Origin of the sequence: Fictibacillus sp. FJAT-27399, assembly GCF_001510655.1 — a bacterium.
Lineage (GTDB): Bacteria > Bacillota > Bacilli > Bacillales > Fictibacillaceae > Fictibacillus_C > Fictibacillus_C marinisediminis.
The window spans coordinates 142,532-162,487 of record NZ_LMVC01000002.1 but is presented as its reverse complement, the minus strand read 5'-3'; the positions used below and the strand labels follow the sequence as shown (position 1 = coordinate 162,487).

The window sequence follows — 19,956 nt, the reverse complement described above, 5'->3', positions numbered from 1 at the left end:
TTTTACTTCGTAGTTAATACTCCCACTGCTGCTTCTTTTCTGTTTTGAACCTTCACCTTTTTCCGTTCAGCATTAAACACCAGGTTTAAAACAATCGCTGTGAGGCTTCCGGCTACAATACCGTTATCAGTTAAGATTCGTACAGCCTGCGGAAGCTTCGCAAAGAGATCCGGCTCCACTGTTACTCCCAGGCCAAGCCCGACGGAACAAGCGATAATCAGAAGATTTTCCTGTATGTTAAAATCCACATCACTCAGCATTTTAATTCCAGAAGCGACCACCATTCCGAACATGGCGACCATCGCCCCTCCCATTACTGGAGTTGGGATCAAGGTCGTCACTGTTGCAACTTTTGGGACAAGACCGAGAACAATCAACATGCCTCCCGCTGTATAGATGACATTTTTCGTACGGATGCCCGAGAGCTGAACGAGACCTACATTTTGTGAATAGGTCGTATAAGGGAAAGCATTGAAAACTCCACCCAGCATTACAGCGAGCCCTTCCGCACGGTAACCTTTTGTCATCTGTTCGGGGCTGATCTCTTTGCCGCAGATTTTTCCTAACGCAAGGAATACACCCGTTGACTCAATCATACTCACGATCGCAACGAGAACCATCGTCAATATGGCGCTGGCATGAAACGTTGGAGGACCGAAGTAAAAAGGTTTGACCATATGGAACCAGGAAGCATCCGCAACAGGTCCGAAATCCACTTTACCCATGAAACTGGCAGCAACCGTACCTGCAAGAAGTCCAAGCAAGATGGAAACCGCCCGGATAAAGCCTGTAAACAATCGGTAAACAATAATGATAAACGCAAGAACGCCGAACGAAAGCATCAGATTGTCCGGTGAACCGAAATCTTTGCTGCCCTGCCCCCCGGCCATATCCTGAATCGCGACAGGAATAAGCGTTACACCAATAATCGTTACAACTGAACCCGTAACAACCGGAGGGAACAGTTTAATGATCTTGCCGAAAACGCCAGCAAGCAGCACAACAGCCAGTCCTGATACCAGGATTGAACCATAGATCGCAGAGATCCCATACTGAGACCCAATTGCGATCATCGGTCCGACGGCAGTGAACGTACAGCCGAGAACAACCGGAAGGCCGATTCCGAAAAAGCGGTTATTCCAAACCTGCAAAAGGGTTGCCAGCCCGCAGGTCAACAAATCAATGGAAACCAGATAGGCGAGCTGTTCGGTTGAAAGCTTCAATGCTCCGCCAACGATCAAAGGTACGATAACGGCCCCTGCATACATCGCAAGCACATGCTGAATGCCGAGTGAGAATAACTTGCCGTTGGTCATTTTCATAAACTCCAAGCCTCCTGTCCGCTTCTGGTGAACGTAATGGAACCATTGGAAAGAGAAGCGACTCTAGCCAACGACTCAACCCTGTAACCTTTTTTCAAAAGCTTCTCACGTCCAGACTGGAACGATTTTTCAATTACAATGCCAAACCCGGCGACTTCTGCTCCAGCTTCTTCTACAAGGTTCGCCAAACCGAGTGCAGCTTCTCCATGAGCAAGAAAATCATCAATCACGAGGACCTTCTCACCCGGTTTTAGCCATTTTTTCGAAACGGAGATCTCATTTTCTTCTTCTTTCGTAAACGAATAGACTTTCGCTGTCAAAAGATCACCATTCTGGGTCAGCGATTTGCGTTTCCGGGCAAATACAACCGGAACACCCAGCTCGAGACCGGCCATGACAGAAGGAGCGATACCTGATGATTCAATCGTAAGTACTTTTGTAATGCCCTCGCTTCGATACAGGCGAGCAAACTCCTGGCCAACCTTCTGCATCACTTGAGGATCAATCTGATGATTCAAAAAGGAATCCACTTTGAGCACCTGATCCGAAAGTGCCTGTCCTTCTTTTAGGATTACTTCTTCAAGAAAGTTCATGATATATATCTCCTTTACGGTTTACTGACAAAAAAAGACCCGGAAAAGCGCCTCCCTACGTGAGTGAAGCGTTTCTCCGAGCCATCATATGTACCCGAAAGGTAAAAAATCGAAAGGTTTTCACCTGCAGCACGTGCAAATAAAAACAGAACGATTTAAGCGACACCCGTAGTCGGATCATTTACGGCAATCCGGTAGAGACTTGCAGGCCATATCCCTGCTATTATACGAGTCTATGAAGTTAGACACATTATAAAATAATTTCCTCAAAAAAGGAAGTATCGTTCGGAAAAAAGTGAAAATACCAAAGAATCGCTTTGTACAATATAAAAAAGTTTGAAAAATCCAAACTATCTAATTTAAAAAACCGGCTCAATTCTATCACATCGAGCCGGCTTCCAACCTGTTATTTCTTGATAACCCCGCACAGGACGCGGTCTCCCGAATTTCCGGTAGGATCAGTCTTGTAGTCATCCGCTTTTGCATGAACGACAAGGGCAGTGCCACCCTCTTTCAGGAGGGAATTGCTCTTGCCTTCCTGAAGGGTAACGAGGGAAGACATGAGGTCACCTGTCGCTTTACCGGATGAATCTGCTTTTATATTCTTCAGATCACCCACATGCGGGCCTTTCGGGTTTTTGAAACCATGCATTTTGCTTGTTGGATTAAAATGCTTTCCTGCTGATTCAAACTTCGGCGCTTCACAAACTCCTTTTTCATGAAAGTGGATTCCGTGTTCACCTGGGGTAAGACCTGTCGCCTCCACATTTACTTTTACCCCTTCAGCTGCCTGCTCAAGTGTTGCCTTACCGGCTTTCTTGCCTTTCGCATCCAGTAACTCCACCGTAACAGGCTTTGCCTTTGTCATGCTGGATGCTCCTTCTGATTTTTTTCCACTGTCCATATTGTGATTTTTATGATTTCCCTGGCCTGTTCCGCCGCACGCAGCGAGCAGCATACATATCATAAAGACGCATAAAGCGATGGTCCATTTCTTCATAAAAAAAATCCTCCTTTATGGGGCTGTCCAAGAAGTCTGTAAGCTGTTGATTTCCGTTCCAGGCTGCTCGCTTTCCGCGGGGCGTGCGGTGAGCCTTACCGGCGTGAACGCCTACTTTTTGGTGCAAGCACCGGCGGGAGTCTCACCTGTCACGCTAGTCCCGCAGGAGTCTCGCATCTTCCACTTCAATTAACTTTTCATTGAAGATTTTTCAAGCCAAAAAGGGGCTGCCTGAAGGTCAATTTTCGACTTTCTGGACAGCCNTCTCGCATCTTCCACTTCAATTAACTTTTCATTGAAGATTTTTCAAGCCAAAAAGGGGCTGCCTGAAGGTCAATTTTCGACTTTCTGGACAGCCCCCTTGTCATCTCATTTATGTGATGACCCAGTCTCACATTTATGTGATGACCTAGTCTCACATTTATGTGATGACCTTGAAAGAGGATTTTTAAACCTTTAAAAACCTAAATAATCCGTTGGAAGGACTTCTTCGTTAATTTTGCCGCTGACTTTCGAAACCTTGTATCCTTTGGCATGGGGCCTTGAACTTACTGCTTTCGTAAGCTCTCCATTCATAAAATGAAGTGTTGCTCCGTCGTCAGCTGCATACCCCTCCGATAAACCATGCAGAATGAGGTCATGATACGAAGACCGTCTGTCCTTTTCCCCGTCGTAATGAGGGCAGTTGCTTCCTTTCAGAATCCCGAGACAAGATATCTGGGTCAGCTGGCCTGGGATGGAATCGGTGACTCCTTCTTCAAACCAGCAAAGCGACCCGGCACTGATGCCGGCAAGGACAATGCCCTTTTCATAGGCTTCTCTCAAAATATGATCCAGCCCCCACTCCCTCCATAAAACCATAAGATTTCTAGTGTTGCCCCCTCCAACGTACATCACGTCCTGTTCAAGAACAAAACCTCTAAGATCGGCAGATGGCGGCTTGAACAGTGAGAGATGAGATGGAACACACTCATGCTTTTTAAAGGCTTGATAGAAACGCTCTATATAGCCTTCAGCATCACCGCTCGCTGTCGGCAAAAAGCAAATCTTCGGGTTTTTCTTCAGAGATTGCCGCAGGATATACTGATCCAACAAAGGGTTTTCGGGTTCCATGGAAAACCCGCCCCCGCCCAATGCTATGATCTGCTTCAACATCAACGCCTCCTTATGTTTTTAAATCCTCTATCGTTAATTTTTTTTGATTCACCAAATAGGCTAAAGAAGATCATCCTGAAAAAACGGATGTTGCCTTGATTTTTCATTAATAAAGTCCATTTCAATATGGTTTGTCAGCCATGTTCCAATGTCTTTTAATTTTGAGTTCATTGATTAATCTCCCTCTCAAGAAAGGAAGTTATAGAGTTTACTATGTAAGAAAAAAACCACCTCTATTAGAAAGGCGGTTTATTAGAATTAAATATCCCTACGCAGCGCCTTCAGAACGTCCACCTGGGTGGCTCTTACCGCTGGCCGCAAACCGGATATCAGGGTTACGCCAAAACAGATAGCGATGCAGATCAGCGGAAGCGTTACGGGAATATAGGAAAAATAAAAGTTCTCAGGCGGTTTTTCATGAAAAAATTGCTGGATCAGAACAGGAAGAAACATATTGACACCATAACTAAAAAGATATGCAATCAACGTTCCAAAAAAAGCACCCAGTAATCCGATAAAGCTGCTCTCCATCAAGAAAATCTTTTTGATGACTCCCGGATGGGCTCCGATGGCTTTCATGATGCCAATGTCTTGGGCCCTTTCAGTGACTGCCATTGTCATCGTGTTGAAGATGCCAATCGAGGCAATCAATACGGCTACCGTTCCAACTGTAATCAATCCGATCTTTATAATCAGGAAAACGACGTTAATTTCCTTTAATTCGTTTTGTGCGGAATAGGTACTGTAGCCCAGCTTCTCAATCTTTTTAGATACGGCTTCTACTTCACCGGCATCATGGGTGTAGACTTTAACATCTGTAAATACATTGTATTTCTCATCAGTCGCTGAGTTTTGCGGATCGTTCATTATTCCTCTCGGCGTTTTAGTGAAGGCCTCTATCTCTTTTAATACCCCTTCAGAAATAAAAACCGACTCATTCAGAAACCATTTTTTTGAAGGTTTTTTGCCCACACCTGCAATTGTAACCGGTATTTTTTTCTTGACCACCTTTTTCCCTCTCAGCTGTTGAATTTCAAGCTGAAGAGTTTCCCCGAGTACCTCCCCTTTAAACTGGCTATCCTTCATCTTTTGTTGAGCTTCTTTTTCACTTAGACCTTTCCTCACTTTTTCCGGAATCTCTTTCATCAGTGACTTGGCAAAGTCATAGCCGACAATCACTTCATTTTTATGTACAGGCATCTTACCGCTGTTTAGCTCAAATCCTGCTTTTTTTTCTGCGGGCATATAAGCGACCATCGTTTCGGCTTGTGACCTGTAGCTTCCCAAATGGTAGGCCAAGTTGTTTTCTACCCTCTGTTTTCTCGTTACCGTTTTCGTGTTCTTCAGTTTATCTAATTGATTTACTTCCTTGATCGTAAAGGGCTTTTCCCCATGCACCTCAATCTCTGTCATCAGCCTGCCGTTCGTGATATCCTTGATGGCCGTTCTATGAATCCCAAAACCTATGGAAGCCAAAACAATCAAGAATGCACAGCCGATTGTGGCAGCAAGCACTGTCATAAATACCCTTGTTCTATTCTTTTTCATATTCGCCCGGACAAACCGGTATCTATCTTTGAACTTCATAAAAGCTTCTCCCCTCATTCAAATGGCCATCCACAATCTCTATCTTTCGGTGCGCGATCTGAGCTACTTCTTCATCATGAGTAATGATTAAAAACGTAATCCCATCGTCTTGGTTCAGTTTTTGGATAAATGAAAGCAGCTCCTTTTCATTGTCACTGTCCAAACTCCCTGTAGGTTCATCCGCAAGTATAAGGGGTGGATTGACGATCAATGCCCTGGCTATGCTCACCCTTTGCTGCTGGCCACCCGAGAGTTCACCTGGATAATGCCCTCCATATTCACTCAAACCGACCCGCGCTAAAATCTCTTCTGTCTGTTTCATACGAAGTTTTTCGTCCACCCCTTTCAGAACGAGCGGCAGCTGAACATTTTCAAAGGAAGTCATGCTTGGGATTAATTGAAAGCTTTGAAAAATAAAGCCAAGATGGTTCAACCGGAAATCTGACCACTCCCCCTCCTTAAAAGAAGTAACATCTGTTCCATCGATATGGATTTTTCCTGAAACAGGTTTAATATAACCGCTGATTAAATTCAGCAGCGTGGATTTTCCAGATCCGCTTTTGCCGACAATCGCCACAATCTCACCTTTACGCACCTGAAGAGTAATGTTGTGCAGAACTGGAACAATTCTTTCCTTTGCTTTTTGTCCGATTCGAAACTCATGAGACAGCTGTTGAACGTTAATCATTTCCTTTTCTCCTCCATGTGTAATACTCTATCTAGCACGCATGTTACTAACATTTTTTTCCAATGTCAATCCTTCCCTTGAAACCTTCAAACTTTCTTAAGATTTTAAAAGTTTATGGTAGGATAATAGAATCAAGAAAATGTAGGGAAATGAGGAGATCGTATGTTTAGATGGAAAAACAAAGAAGGGTTGACAGCCCTTGTAAAAGAGCTTGTGGAAATTCCTAGCATATCTCAGCAGCCGGCAGAGATTGCGATGGCCGAACATCTCTATTACACGCTGGGGTCTCTCGATTATTTCAAAGGAAAACCTGATCATTTGCAGCTTCAGCCTATGCCTGATGGTCGAAAACTATTAACCGCTTTTGTACAGAACGGCTCACACGAGGATACCATCATCCTTCTTAGCCATTTCGATGTCGTCAATGTGGAAGATTTCGGTGATTGGAAGCATTTAGCTTTTCGGCCTTCTGAATTAACAGAACAGTTTTACCAAGCTGATACACTGCCTGATGGTTTAAAAGAAGAAATAGAGGAAGAAGATTGGCTGTTCGGACGGGGAACCATGGATATGAAAGCCGGTGTTGCCCTCCATATGTCTATGGTCGAGCAAGCAGCACACGGTAAATTCCCAGGAAACATCCTCATGGTATCTGTACCCGATGAAGAAGTTAATTCTGCGGGAATGCTTGCTGCTGTACCGGTATTAGAGCAGCTGAAGAAACAGTACAGCATTACGTACAAAGCCTGTTTGAACGGGGAACCTGCCTTTACCCGTTATCCCGGTGACCAGAACCACTATCTGTATACAGGGACGGTAGGCAAAATATTGCCCGGATTTCTTTGTTATGGCCGCGAAACACATGTCGGCGAGCCTTTTGGCGGTTTAAACGGAAATCTCATGGCCTCAGAAATTACAAGAATGCTTGAGTTGAACATGGACTTTTGTGAAACGATGGACGATGAAGCGATTCCTCCTCCAACCAACCTCGTTCAAAAAGACTTAAAAGATCATTATTCTGTCCAGATTCCGCATGTCGCCGTGACCATGTTCAATCTGCTTATGATGGAAAGATCATTGGGGGATATCAACACGCAGCTTTTAACACTCGCCAAGAAAGCAGCAAAGCAGATAGAATCCTTTATATATGAGCGTTCCCTGCAATATTCGAAACTTGTCCCTTTTGATGTAAAAGAAACCTCCATATCCGTTTTCACTTTTCAAGAACTGTATCAGCGTGCGGTCGAACTGCACGGACAGGAAGAAATCACAAGGCGTGAAAATTATATCCTGTCCAACCATCCTCATCTGGATGACCGCGATGTTACGACCATGCTGGTGAATGACCTGGCAAGCTTATGCAAGCAGTACGCGCCGATGATGGTTTTGTTTTATGCTCCGCCTTTTTATCCGGCTGTCTGTTCCAAGGATGATGCACTCATTCAGCAAACCTCCCGTGAAGTCATTCAGTTTGCAAAAGAAAAGCATCTGATCACTCTAAGAAAACAGAATTATTTTGCCGGGCTTTCTGATCTAAGCTACATCGGCTTACCATATGAAAAGAACGAACTAAAACCATTGCTTGAAAACATGCCGATATTCGGTGAGCGGTACAAGCTGCCGATCGATGAGATGGCAGCAATGACAATGCCGGTTATGAATCTCGGTCCGCTGGGACGTGATGCGCACAAATGGACAGAACGGCTTCATGTGAACTCATTCGTTCAAACACAGGACTTGATTTCCTATACCATTTCCAAGCTGTTGACAAATGAATAGTAAGGTTTAATGGCATGTTTTATCCCGTTCGTGGCAAGAATAGCAGATGGAGTCGTTGTCAGCTTTAACCTGCCATGTAAAAGAATTTATGAAAACGAGGGAAAAATATGGCCTGCTATAGTGAGTATGAAGCATTAAAAGACGTAATTCTTTGTCAGCCTAAATTCATGAAAATCCGGGAAGTCATCAACGAAACTCAAAAATATTACGCAGATGAAAACATAGACACTAAATTAGCCATGCAGCAGCATAAGCAGTTTTCCAAAGCATTGGAGGACAGAGGGATTAAAGTCCACCAGCTTCCTCCTCTTGAAAAATATCCAGAGCAGGTGTTTACCCGCGATATCGGATTCACGATCGGCCACACCCTCTACATTTCAGAGATGGGACGGGAGATCAGACAGGGAGAAGAAAAAGTATTAAAAGAATGGATGAATGAAGAACATATCACCATTAAAGACTTAAAGAACGACAGCATTGAAGGCGGTGATGTCCTGCTGGACCGCAAGACGGTCTTTGTAGGCGTCAGCCACAGGACGAGCAGGGCGGCGATAGAAAGCCTGATGCAGCATGAGCCTGATTACAATGTTATTCCGGTGCCCTTCAACGAAAAATACTTGCATCTGGATTGTGTATTCAACATTCTTTCACCTGAGGAAGCGATCATTTATCCGCCCGCTTTTCATGAAGAAGAACTTAAACTACTAACTTCAAGATATAAAACGATCGAGATTAATAAAAAAGAGCAGTTCACGCTTGGCACAAATATTCTCTCGATTGGCAATAATACGGTTCTTGGTCTGCCCGTCAACAAGGAGATTAACGCAAAATTAAGAGAAAACGGTTATGAAGTGATCGAGGTCGATATATCTGAAATCATAAAATCCGGTGGTGCCTTTCGATGCTGCACTCTTCCACTGGACCGTAAAAAAACAGCCTTATAATCAGGCTGTTTTTTGTTGCTTTCTTATTCGGCGTGCAGACGTTCGAGCCAATCGTTATCCATTCTTGCCACACAGGCGGTGACCAGCTTAACCGTATTTTCAAAATCATCTCGGTGCAGGATGCTGTTGTGGCTGTGGATGTACCGGGTAGGAACGGTGATGGATAAAGCGGGAACGCCCTTGCCATCAAATTGAGCTTCTCCTGCATCCGTTCCTCCATTTTCAAGAGTAGCCAGCTGATAAGGAATGCCTTCCTCCTCCGCCACTTGAATCACAAAGTCTCTTAATCCTTTATGCGGAATATGATAGTTGTCTTTTAAAATAATAGCAGGACCTTTTCCGGTTTTTACCAAACCCCTGTCTCCAGGTACATCATCAGCAACAGTTACATCCACCGCAAACATCACATCAGGTGAGATGGCTGCTGCAGAGGTTTTTGCTCCGCGGGAGCCAACTTCCTCCTGAATGGTCCCTACGCCATAAACGGTATTGCTGTGTTCCTGATTATGCAAGGCTTTCATGACTTCAATAGCTGCAGCACATCCAATCCGGTTGTCCCAAGCTTTCGCTGCTAAATATTTAGAGTTTTCCAAAACAGAAAATTCAGTGTCAGGAACAACAGAGTCTCCAGGCCTTACCCCAAACACTTCCGCTTGCTGTCTGCTCTCTGCTCCAATGTCCACAAACATATCCTTTATTTCTACCGTTTTCTTTAAGTTGCGGACATCCGGAAACTTAAAGCCAAATATTCCCGTTAACTCTTTCTTTCTCGTAATGACTTTTACCCGGTGAGCCATCATATTTTGCATCCACCAGAAGCCAAGGGCCTCCACTCGAAGAAAACCTTCCTCTGTAATATTGGTGACCATAAATCCGACCTCATCCAAATGGCCTGCGATCATAATACGCGGCCCATCCGAATTCCCCTTCTTCTCTGCGATCAGGCTTCCAAGATGATCATGGGCCATACGGTCAGCATAGGGAGATATGTAGTTTTCCATCACTTTTCTGGCAGCTCTCTCATTCCCGGGAACACCGGGTGCATCTGTTAAATCTTTCAGCATCGTCAGCAGTTGATCCATTGCTGATTCACTCCTCTTTTATTTCTATCATTCATCAGCTTTTTTAATAGTAAAACTTTTTTATTAAATATACCACACAGTCTATTTTATTCCCATAAAAATTCCTTTTAAAGTAAAAAAATAACTTAATGTCACTTCGACTCGTATTTTGTAACATTTTGAAATACAACTGTAATATTATTTCACGAAAATAACTGGTTTTTAAGTGATATAATTACTTTTGTGATTTATAGATTGGTAACATTTGCATATTAAGGGGGACTTATAGTTGGGAAGTAAGATTTTAACAGCTACTTTATCATTAACCATTGGGCTATCCGGATTTACATATACAACAGCATCCGCTGAAACATTAAAAGACATTCAACAAAAGCAAGCTGAAAACCACATTGAAAAATCAAAGAAAAGCAAACAAGTCAAAGAGGTTCAGGGTGAACAGGACCAGCTTCTTAAAGAGCTGGACAAGCTTGAAGCTTCTTTGAAAAAAACAACTGGCGATATTCAGACAAAGAAAAATGAAATCGCTGAAACAAAAGCAAACATTGCGCAGCTTAAAAATGAAATTGCTGTCCTGGAAAAACGAATCGAAGAACGCGACGCCCTATTAAAAAACCGTGTCCGTAACATGTATGAAAATGGCGGTGCCGTAAAATACCTTGACGTTCTTCTCGGTTCCCAAGGATTCGGTGATTTTCTTGACCGCATGATCAGCCTGAATATCATTGCCGAACAAGATAAGACAATTCTTGAAGAACATAAACGCGACAAAGAAGATGTCGAAAAAAAGAAGCAGCAGGTTGAGTCTCAGCTTGCCTCTTTAAACAGCAAACTATCAGATTTGAATTCTCTTAACAGCCAATTAAAAGACAATAAAGCCAAGAAAAACAAAATCATGAAGAGCCTCAGAAGTGAAGAACAGCATCTTCATGATGACATTGGCAAGCTGGTAGAAAAAGACGCACTTCTTGCCGATCAAGAGAAAGCGATTAAAGCAGAGATTGCCAGAGCAAAAAAAGAAGCAGCTGAACGTGCCCGCCGTGAAGCAGCAGAAAAAGCCGCCGCTGCAAAACGTGCAGCACAGCAAAAAGAAGCAGCTGAACGTGCAGCAAGGGAAAAAGCGAAGCAGCCTTCCCGCCATTCTTCACCGGCGCCAGCACCTGCTCCTGCTCCAGCACCTGAGCCTTCTTATGAAGCACCGAGTGCGGCAAGATCTTTCATCTTCCCGTCAGCGGGCTATGTAACTTCTCAGCTCGGTTCAAGATGGAACAAGTTCCATGCCGGGATTGATATTGCCAAGGCTGGCTATGTTCCGATTCATGCTTCTGCATCCGGAACAGTAGCACGCTCATATACGTCTTCTACGTATGGTAACGTGGTATTCCTGTCACATTACATCGATGGACAGCTTTATACAACGGTTTACGCACATATGAGAGACCGTGCAGTGAGCACAGGACAAACCGTATCCCAAGGCCAAACTCTTGGACATATGGGCAGTACTGGACATTCTACTGGCCAGCATCTTCACTTTGAGCTTCACAAAGGCCCGTGGAACGTAAACAAAACCAATGCGGTTAACCCGCTTCCTTACATTCAATAAACGATAAAAAAGAACTGGCTGAAAAAATTCTGCCAGTTCTTTTTTATGTATGGAAAAGCCCGCCCGGTTTTTGCTGCCGGGCGGACTTTTTACACGAGTAAACGGCGCAGGGGATGACCTGTATATTCTGCCATCCTTCTGAAGTTCGGCCGGATGATCTGTCTTGTGAGAAAAGCAGATGTCGTCGCTCCGGGCCTTCTTCTCTCATTGAGTACGTTAATAAACTCACCTAGCATCCCTGCTCCTATACCGTGGCCAAAAAACAGCCCATTTCCTAAATCAACGAGATTCTCACCCTGCCACTGCGGTGTTGCCGGATGAAACTCAGGATTTTGGATATAGCGGATATCTCCCGGCAGCGAATCTCCCTGATGGACTGCCGTTAGCTGAAGATCCTCATCATGCTCTGTGCTCCATAACAAAAGACCTCTGAACAGCTGGTTAAACGTCGATGGCCCGATCGTTTCCAACATCGCCTTATAGAGTATAATCATCATGGCAGTCGTACACTCGAATCCGTATTTTCGCCCCTGGACGAAGATATCGGTAATGGCATCCGCCGGCGTGACATCCGGTCTGATGAGAAAACCGCCATACGCTGTTAAAATCCAGAAATTCCGGTTAGCTTTCGCTGTTGTGAACGTCGCAAACCTTGCTCCACTGTCTTTTAGTGCATAAGCTGATGATACAATGTTGGCGCGATAGGTAATCTCAAACTGGAGCTGGCGGGGATTATCATAAAAAAAGGACTCTCTGCTGTTCAGCAGTTTGAGGGCAGTTCCCCGCTGGGCCTCTGAAAATTGTCCTGCCCCCGGTATTTCTTCTATTGAATTCAATTGCGTTCCTTTTACATAGATCAACTTTAGCCCCCCTGTTCACACAGGATAATATACAAGATATGGGGACACATGGAGAAAGGTGATTACTTGGCCCAGTGCGATAAGCCCGAAAAACAAAAAAGAGGCGCTATGCCCCTTCTTGATTAATAAATTTAAAGTTTGTAGATCCGGTCACGATTTTGTCCTCTTTCTCTTCCTCTCTGTCTGCTTTTTCCCTCTGCCTTCCTGATTCAAAGTGCGTCTTTAATCCTTCCGTCACGAGATTAAAGGAATAAATCGCAATTCCGAACATGATAACAGGGCCAAGTGCGATCAGTGGATGAGCGAATATGTTCTGATAATACTCACCGATCAGACCTGACCATTCATTGGATATGGATTGCGGAGGGATATCACAGAACGGCGCATAACAGACATCCGTTCCGCCGAAAAACAGCTGAAAGTAACCTAAATGCGCAAAAATAATCAGTGCTGAAACGCATTGCTGTGTAACGACAATGAATAATTTTGGCAGCAGGTGAGGTACAACATGCTTCATGAAGATTCTCAGCTTTCCTGCTCCAAGCACCTGTGAACTTTGGATAAATTCTTCTTTCAGCTGAGCGGTTATCATATTGCCGATCATCACACTGACCAGGGGCACGACGAGAAGCGTAAGAATGCTGACCTCAAGGAAAATTCTCATAAAAAAACTATAGGTGAAGTATTCTTTGTCTCCAGAAAGCTGCTCCGTCAGCACAGGCTGCAGCAAAAAAATAGCAAGGATGGTCAAAGGGACGTAATAAAAGGAGCTTAACAGTTTCTCCAGACCTTTTCTTGCCCAGAGCGGAAAATAAAAAGCATACGGAATGGCGATAAAAAAGGCGATCACCACGCGTAGGAAGGCGATTAATATGGCAAAGGGAATCGTGTATTTGGCACCCTGCACTACTTTTGCGAACATGTCATAACCCTGCCTGTCCGTTCCAAAAGGCATTTCAAGGGATGCTGGCAGCGGTGCAGCTTTAACTGCTTCGCCTTTTTCGTTGTACAATACAACTACTTTTTTAATATTGCTGTCAAAGACAAACTGATGGACAAGGCTTGAACCGACAAGGACAGCCAGTACAAAACAGCCGATCCAAAACTTTACGCTTCTGATCATGCCCCCACCTCCTGCCGTATACGGATCGACAAAAAGAATTCAAGGAATGCGAAAAAAACAAAAAACGGGAATGCAAGAAAAGTTAAGACTACTGCCATGATCTCCGGCCTGAAATCCGAATAGAGGTAATACGTGATCCCATTGATATTAAAGATCCATTCCACAAGCAGCAGATTTGAGATCATAAACCAAAGAACCGTTTTGGAAAAATGAAAAAGCGTTTCGTGAGTATTTCTCGTCACATGAAACAATAAGACATAGATTTTCCTTAGCCCTTTTGCCCGGCTGAATTCAAAATAGGGTTTCCTGCTTTCTTCCTCTGACAGCAGCACCATCATCTTATAAAAATAAATAAGCGGCAAAATGGTCAGACACATGATGGGAATGACATAAATCCGCTGTTCCCCGACAGAAGCAACATCTGATAAAAGAATATTCGTCTGCTTATAGAAGAACACGATAAATATCTGAACGAGGGCAAATACAAGCAAATCAGGAAGAGACTCTAGTAATGTCAGCAGGTTTTTAATAGCAGCTCTGATCTGTTCGGGCAATATCATCGTCAGCCATGTCAGAAGCTGAGCAAGAAAAAATGCCAGAATAAACGAAGTAAGCAGTATGGTTAATGAATAAAAATAAGGATCCACAAAATCCGGGAATAATGACCGTGAATGTTTGTATCGTATGTATTCCAAATGTCCTGGATGAAGCAAAGACGTACCCACTTCTTTTACTTTTCCCCAATATAAAGGCAGGCTCTTTGTTAAGAATAGAACCGGCAATCCACTGATTAAGATGATGGAAACGACCGTCAGCACAAATTGAATCAGCATTTTTCTTACAATCGCCATTCTATCCCTCCTTTTTCCTTTACTAAATAGACGTTTAATATTTCATAATTGTTACAATTTTAACATAAATAAGCATATTTCGTCGGTCATCCCTTAAAAAATTAAATTTTATTCGCTTAGATCTCGTTTATTTTTAACATTTCTTGACATATTAAAGAAGATGATAATTTCAAGGAGAGAATAGTATGTTAAGAAAAAAATACAGCATAGCCTTGCTTGCTTTTATGATTTTTATGATGATATTGCCCATCCATTCGGGAGCAGCCGGTGAGTTTCCGTTCACTGTTTATCCGGTACCCGAAAAAGGAAAAATTGTCCGATGGTCAAAAGTAGACAAGCTCCTTCCAAAAGGAAAAAAATTCAAGGTCATTGACCTGGAGACCGGTTTTTACTTTTCTGTCCAACGCCGGGCAGGAAACAAACATGCGGACGTCCAGCCCTTAACCTACAAGGATACAGCCGTCTTAAAGCATCTTTATAACGGAAAATGGAGCTGGCGAAGAAGAGCGATTTTGATTCCCGTAAAAGGTAAAATGCTTGCTGCCTCCATGCATGGGATGCCCCATGGACACGGTGCCCTGCAAAATGGATTCCCCGGGCATTTCTGCATTCACTTTGCCGGCAGCACCACCCACAAGACGCGGAACGCTGACCCCTCTCATAAAATGATGATCTTAAAAGCAGGCGGCAAGCTTGATGATTATGCCCATCATGCGAACCCCCATCAAGTGGCAGAAATGTACCTATTGTCGCTAAAAGAAAACGATCCAGATTTGATGAAGCCTGTCTTGCCTGAGAAAGGTAAAGTGCGAAAAGAACTGCTGAAGTCAGCGCGCAGCATATCAGCCATCCATTACGATATTCGCGGGAAGGAATCACGCAAGCATCTGGCCGTCAAGACCATTATTCCCGTTAAAACTGTGATCTTTCGGAAGAATGTTGGGGCAGAAAAAGTACACTTGTATATCACTGTGGCACGGTTATCTCCATGGTCTTCCTGGAAAATTAGTGAGGTTGAGTGGGGGGAATAGGGGTTATTCAGATGGATGTAAAAAATAAATTTTATCTTTAAACGTTCCTGACACTGGAAGATTCATGGAACATAACATCTTGTGTGCTATTGAAGAGGAAGAGATCAGGAGGAATTGTCTAAATTGGCAGTTATTAATGGTACTGCCCAGGAGTAATTCATAGTCAACCAATGCCATAAGGTGAGCATCTTTTGATGTTTTCAGGCATTTCGGGCATATCCACTTTGCCTGCATTCTTTTCATCGGTAAATAACCACAGTCGGGGCAGTGGACCCCTGTTAACAGTTCATCAGTTTTAATATCAAACCGCTGTAGTAAATCAATGCTTAAAGGCGTGTGCTTTTTACTCATTTGTCGAGCAGCTTTTTTATCAATTTGTCTGTTAGGATCGGACTATGATATAACCTTTCAAAATCATTTACTTTTTTGGACAATTTACCACTGTGAATGACCATCTCAAGGTGTTCTGCTTGATTATCTCTAGAATTTTTAATTGAGGTGTAGGGACTGCTGATGATAACGAGGCTTTCGATGGGGATTTGGTGAAAGTGATGTTGATGTAGCCAGGCTCTGAACTGCTGTTCATGTCTCTGTACTTGCAGGATAGGATCAGGGAACGCCTCCTCTTTTTCGTCGGTGATTCGTATTAATTGATTAAACGTTTGGTCAAAAACAAGAGTTCCAGTGATGTTTTTTATCTCTAATAACAAATGAATTTCGATGAGACAATAAGAGTGTCAATTTGAAAATAACGAACTCCGTCTGACAGCCTAACATCATGAAGAATGTAGTATTCCTTCTCCGGCAGAAAACCTAATACGTAATCAAAATAGACTCCTCTCCTCTATAACCGGCCATATATTTAGCAAAACTCGCCTCAATATCCTTTCTCTGAGGATGATGCTGCGGAAGCCGTCTAAGTAAAGCGTTTAATTTTCGAATAATAAGCGGCATTTTCCGTTCTTTAATGATCAAAAATGTCACCTCCTTTATAAAAATTATAAACGGCGGGGGATTTAGCGAGCTAAATCTCCCTCGGCAGAAATTGAAATTCAGATTACCCGCCAAAATGGGTGATTTACCCGCTGAAATGCTCCCTTTACCTGCCAAAATCATAAAATACCCGCCAATATCAGATTATGTCAACTAGATCACAACCCCACAGTAACCCAAGAGCTACTCAAAACCTTCTCTACTCCACCCCATATTTCTTCAGCTTGTCATACAAACTGGTTTTCCCGATTCTGAGGCTTTTCGCGGCCTGGAGTTTGTCGCCATGATGCTCTCGTAATGCCGCTTGCAGCACTCTTTTTTCAGTATCCTCTAGTATTTCCTTCAGGCTTTTCGCTCCCAGTGCCATGACCGTATCTTCTTTTAAATAATCGGGAAGTGCGTCCTGTGTGATCCACTCTCCCTGGCACATGTGAACGGCTGCTTCCATTACGTTTTCAAGTTCTCGGGCATTTCCCGGCCAGTTATGCTTGGCGAAACGGCGGGTGACGTCCTCATGCATCCCGAGAATTCTTCTGCCTGTCCGCTTATTGATTTTTTGGAGAAAATGCTGTGACAGCTGCTCGATGTCTTCCGGCCGCTCGCGCAGCGAAGGAATATTGATCTGGATGACGTTGATCCGGTAAAACAGATCTTCACGAAACCGCTGCTCTTCTACCATCTTCTCTAAGGGCTTATTTGTCGCAGCGAGAACACGGACATCGACTTTTACCGGTTTGACACTGCCAACTGATTCTACTTCTTTTTCCTGAAGAACACGAAGCAGCTTGACCTGCATGTGCATCGGCATATCCCCGATCTCATCAAGTAAAAGCGTTCCCCCGTCTGCCAGCTGGAACTTTCCCAGCTTTCCGCCCTTTTTTGCTCCGGTAAAAGCTCCTTCCTCGTACCCAAACAATTCGGATTCGAGCAGCTGCTCAGGAATGGCCCCGCAGTTGACTTTGATGAACGGCTTATTGCTTCTCTCGCTGAGCTGGTGGATGCTGTGGGCGAAAAGTTCCTTTCCGGTCCCGCTCTCCCCGCGTATGAGCACGGCAACCTCGCTGGTCGCGACCTTTTTGATTCGGTCTTTCATAACCAAGATCTGAGTGGATTTCCCCACAATATCATGCAGAGAATACTTGGCTCCGGTATTCTCCTCCTGCACATTTCGATAATATTCCAGCTCCGTTAAGAGATTTTTAATGTGGGAATTCATCGTACGCCATTCTTCGGTATCACGATAGGTGACCGTTCCAACTGCCCCCACAGACTCTCCGTTCCGGAAGATCGGAATGCGGTCTGCGATCATGTAATTTCCCTCGATATACTGAAGATCGGCTATCTCTTCTTTTCCGGTTTTGGCAACGATATGCATCCGTGTATTTTCTATTACATCGGTGACATGCTTCCCGATCGATTCAGTTTGATTTACTTTTATAAAATCACAATAAGCTTTATTGATATACGTGATGACTCCATTCGCATCCACGACAACGACACAATGGAACGCATTATCAAGGATGGTCTCGAGGAGTTCATCCTTAAATTGGTTTTCTGTAATTAACAATCTTGCCACCTCAGTATTTATGAAAGAAGCCGCCCTCTTTGAAGCAAGGCTGCTCTCCCCTTTACTTTTCCAATGTTTGAGCCCCGGCATAATGGTCTTTCACCTGGTCCCTCAACGCTCTTTTTAGAAATTTGCCGACAGACGTTTTTGGTATTTCTTCGATAAACAGCACATCGTCAGGGATCCACCATTTTGCAAATTGTGGTTTTAGGTATTCTTTGATGTCTTCCTTTGTCACTTTGCCTTTTGCTCCGTCCTTTAATACGACACAGGCAACCGGTCTTTCCTGCCATTGCGGATCAGGTATAGCAACCACAGCGGCTTCGTATATATCATCATGAGCGATGAGAGCGTTTTCAAGATCAACAGAAGAGATCCATTCACCACCGCTCTTTATTAGATCTTTCGTACGGTCGACGATTTTTACTGTTCCTTCCTCATCGACTGTCACTACGTCACCTGTATGAAGCCATCCGTCTTCAAACGCCGTACTGTTTTCATCACCGTAATATTCATCGGCGATCCAGTTGCCCCTTAAAAGCAGCTCGCCCATCTCGTTTCCATCCCATTTCACGTCACCGGCTGCACCTTTTACCTTCATTTCCACACCGGGAACGAGGTAGCCCTGCTTGGCCCGAATGTTCAGCTTTTCTTCATAATCCAAGTCTTCCTGATAGCTTTTAATCCTTGAAAAAATAACAAGCGGGCTCGTTTCTGTCATGCCGTATGCATGAGCAAACGGGATGTTGTGCCTCGTCTCAAAGGCTTTGATCATTCCTTTAGGAGCCGCTGAACCACCGCATAAAATATAACGCAGGCTTCCTGTATCATAGTTTCCTTCCTCCAGCTCTTTCAATAGGCCAAGCCAGATGGTAGGAACTCCAGCAGTGATCGTAACTTTCTCCCGTTCGATCAGTTCCGCAAGCAGCTTCGGTGTAAACTGCGGCCCAGGAAGCACCTGTGTCGTTCCGAACCAAACGGCGGCAAACGGAAGGCCCCAGGCATTCACATGAAACATCGGAACAACAGGCATGCAGATATCCGACTCAGATACACTGCCTCCATCTGCCAGGCCGAGCGCCATGCTGTGGAGCACGATTCCGCGGTGCGTATAGACGACACCCTTTGGATTACCAGTCGTGGCTGACGTATAACACATGCCCGCAGGTTCATTTTCATCGATATCCGGATTAAAGATGAAAGAAGGATCTCCTTCTTCCAGGATTTTTTCATAATGATACAGCGGTTCAAGCGTTGAATCCGGCAGTTCAGGTTCATCGGTCATCAAGACAAATGCCTTAACCCCTGTGATCTCATCTTTTAATTTTTCAATCAGCGGCAGGATGTCCTGATCAATAAGAAGAACCTTATCATCAGCATGATTGATGATATACGCGATATGAGCGGGAGACAAGCGAATATTGATCGTATGAAGAACGGCCTCTGCACCGGGTATAGCAAAGTAAGCTTCCAAATGGCGGTGATGGTTCCAGGCAAGCGTCCCTACCTTATCTCCCTTTTGAACGCCAATCTTTTTGAGCGCACTGCTCAGTCTTCTTGTCCGGTTGGCGATCTCACGGTACGTAAACTTTCTGATGCCGGATGCGGTCCGGCTGATTACTGTCTTTTTTGGAAAAAATGCTTCTGCATGCTCCATCATGGCTGTTACTCTTAATGGCACGTTCATCATCATCAAATTCCTCCCTTAGATAAATAAAGATTTTATCCTGTTGAATCTGCTGCTTCAATCCTCTTTTGTACCTAGTTTACTACTTCCCCAT

General features: G+C 44.1%; 18 protein-coding genes, 1 pseudogene and 1 riboswitch. Of the genes and pseudogenes, 5 read left to right on the top strand and 14 right to left on the bottom strand.

Features of this window, described 5'->3' with window-relative positions:
* Positions 1-2 precede the first annotated feature (2 nt).
* The 3 genes from AR335_RS05840 to AR335_RS05830 all read right to left on the bottom strand — a co-directional run bounded on the left by AR335_RS05840 (position 3) and on the right by AR335_RS05830 (position 2,915).
* Positions 3-1,322, bottom strand: a complete 1,320-nt coding sequence (locus AR335_RS05840) for a nucleobase:cation symporter-2 family protein (protein WP_062233046.1) — start codon at positions 1,320-1,322, stop codon at positions 3-5.
* Positions 1,319-1,915 (bottom strand): xanthine phosphoribosyltransferase, encoded by a 597-nt coding sequence (locus tag AR335_RS05835; RefSeq protein ID WP_062233044.1) that lies wholly within the window; start codon positions 1,913-1,915, stop codon positions 1,319-1,321. Before AR335_RS05835 ends, AR335_RS05840 begins: the two co-directional genes overlap by 4 nt.
* A gap of 149 nt (positions 1,916-2,064) precedes the next feature.
* Positions 2,065-2,166, bottom strand: a riboswitch (purine riboswitch).
* Positions 2,167-2,321: 155 nt separating this feature from the next.
* Positions 2,322-2,915, bottom strand: a complete 594-nt coding sequence (locus AR335_RS05830) for a superoxide dismutase family protein (protein WP_062233041.1) — start codon at positions 2,913-2,915, stop codon at positions 2,322-2,324.
* Between the two features lie 46 nt (positions 2,916-2,961).
* Between AR335_RS05830 and AR335_RS23675 the strand changes: the two genes are divergently transcribed.
* Positions 2,962-3,108 carry a hypothetical protein gene (locus AR335_RS23675; protein ID WP_156418804.1) on the top strand — a complete coding sequence of 49 codons (147 nt, stop codon included), beginning with the start codon at positions 2,962-2,964 and terminating at the stop codon, positions 3,106-3,108.
* Between the two features lie 263 nt (positions 3,109-3,371).
* Here AR335_RS23675 and AR335_RS05825 read toward each other — a convergent pair whose 3' ends face one another.
* From AR335_RS05825 to AR335_RS05815, 3 genes are all read right to left on the bottom strand, one after another.
* Positions 3,372-4,067 carry a peptidase E gene (locus AR335_RS05825; protein ID WP_234293209.1) on the bottom strand — a complete coding sequence of 232 codons (696 nt, stop codon included), beginning with the start codon at positions 4,065-4,067 and terminating at the stop codon, positions 3,372-3,374.
* Positions 4,068-4,328: 261 nt separating this feature from the next.
* Positions 4,329-5,657 (bottom strand): ABC transporter permease, encoded by a 1,329-nt coding sequence (locus tag AR335_RS05820; protein WP_062233035.1) that lies wholly within the window; start codon positions 5,655-5,657, stop codon positions 4,329-4,331.
* Positions 5,641-6,345, bottom strand: coding sequence for an ABC transporter ATP-binding protein (locus tag AR335_RS05815; RefSeq protein ID WP_062233032.1), 705 nt, complete (start codon positions 6,343-6,345; stop codon positions 5,641-5,643). The genes AR335_RS05820 and AR335_RS05815 overlap by 17 nt, the downstream gene beginning before the upstream one ends.
* A gap of 162 nt (positions 6,346-6,507) precedes the next feature.
* Here AR335_RS05815 and AR335_RS05810 point away from each other — a divergent pair, with 162 nt between their 5' ends.
* Together AR335_RS05810 and AR335_RS05805 are read left to right on the top strand one after the other, a co-directional pair.
* Positions 6,508-8,124 carry a M20/M25/M40 family metallo-hydrolase gene (locus tag AR335_RS05810; RefSeq protein ID WP_062233028.1) on the top strand — a complete coding sequence of 539 codons (1,617 nt, stop codon included), beginning with the start codon at positions 6,508-6,510 and terminating at the stop codon, positions 8,122-8,124.
* Between the two features lie 107 nt (positions 8,125-8,231).
* Positions 8,232-9,068 carry a dimethylarginine dimethylaminohydrolase family protein gene (locus AR335_RS05805; RefSeq protein ID WP_062233025.1) on the top strand — a complete coding sequence of 279 codons (837 nt, stop codon included), beginning with the start codon at positions 8,232-8,234 and terminating at the stop codon, positions 9,066-9,068.
* A 23-nt stretch (positions 9,069-9,091) separates the two neighbouring features.
* On the opposite strand, the gene AR335_RS05800 is transcribed toward AR335_RS05805, so the two are convergent.
* Positions 9,092-10,150 (bottom strand): M42 family metallopeptidase, encoded by a 1,059-nt coding sequence (locus tag AR335_RS05800; protein ID WP_062233022.1) that lies wholly within the window; start codon positions 10,148-10,150, stop codon positions 9,092-9,094.
* Positions 10,151-10,418: 268 nt separating this feature from the next.
* Between AR335_RS05800 and AR335_RS05795 the strand changes: the two genes are divergently transcribed.
* Positions 10,419-11,750: a murein hydrolase activator EnvC family protein gene (locus AR335_RS05795; RefSeq protein WP_062233018.1), complete on the top strand. Its 1,332-nt coding sequence runs from the start codon at positions 10,419-10,421 to the stop codon at positions 11,748-11,750.
* An 89-nt stretch (positions 11,751-11,839) separates the two neighbouring features.
* On the opposite strand, the gene AR335_RS05790 is transcribed toward AR335_RS05795, so the two are convergent.
* From AR335_RS05790 to AR335_RS05780, 3 genes are all read right to left on the bottom strand, one after another.
* Positions 11,840-12,610 carry a hypothetical protein gene (locus AR335_RS05790; protein ID WP_082683375.1) on the bottom strand — a complete coding sequence of 257 codons (771 nt, stop codon included), beginning with the start codon at positions 12,608-12,610 and terminating at the stop codon, positions 11,840-11,842.
* 106 nt (positions 12,611-12,716) lie between these two features.
* Positions 12,717-13,733, bottom strand: coding sequence for an ABC transporter permease (locus tag AR335_RS05785; RefSeq protein WP_062233014.1), 1,017 nt, complete (start codon positions 13,731-13,733; stop codon positions 12,717-12,719).
* Complete coding sequence (locus tag AR335_RS05780) at positions 13,730-14,584, bottom strand: hypothetical protein (RefSeq protein ID WP_062233012.1); 855 nt, start codon at positions 14,582-14,584, stop codon at positions 13,730-13,732. Before AR335_RS05780 ends, AR335_RS05785 begins: the two co-directional genes overlap by 4 nt.
* A 185-nt stretch (positions 14,585-14,769) precedes the next feature.
* Between AR335_RS05780 and AR335_RS24840 the strand changes: the two genes are divergently transcribed.
* The gene (locus AR335_RS24840; protein WP_231689216.1) at positions 14,770-15,615 is read left to right on the top strand and encodes a hypothetical protein; all 846 of its coding nucleotides are present in this window, start codon (positions 14,770-14,772) and stop codon (positions 15,613-15,615) included.
* A gap of 347 nt (positions 15,616-15,962) precedes the next feature.
* On the opposite strand, the pseudogene AR335_RS25605 reads toward AR335_RS24840, so the two are convergent.
* From AR335_RS25605 to AR335_RS05760, 4 genes and pseudogenes are all read right to left on the bottom strand, one after another.
* Positions 15,963-16,384 (bottom strand): annotated as a pseudogene (locus AR335_RS25605) (nuclease-related domain-containing protein).
* A gap of 44 nt (positions 16,385-16,428) precedes the next feature.
* Positions 16,429-16,590: a hypothetical protein gene (locus AR335_RS25600; RefSeq protein WP_425589897.1), complete on the bottom strand. Its 162-nt coding sequence runs from the start codon at positions 16,588-16,590 to the stop codon at positions 16,429-16,431.
* 217 nt (positions 16,591-16,807) lie between these two features.
* Complete coding sequence (locus AR335_RS05765; RefSeq protein WP_062236877.1) at positions 16,808-18,175, bottom strand: sigma-54 interaction domain-containing protein; 1,368 nt, start codon at positions 18,173-18,175, stop codon at positions 16,808-16,810.
* Positions 18,176-18,236: 61 nt separating this feature from the next.
* Positions 18,237-19,865, bottom strand: coding sequence for a long-chain fatty acid--CoA ligase (locus tag AR335_RS05760; RefSeq protein WP_199805085.1), 1,629 nt, complete (start codon positions 19,863-19,865; stop codon positions 18,237-18,239).
* Positions 19,866-19,956: the final 91 nt, after the last annotated feature.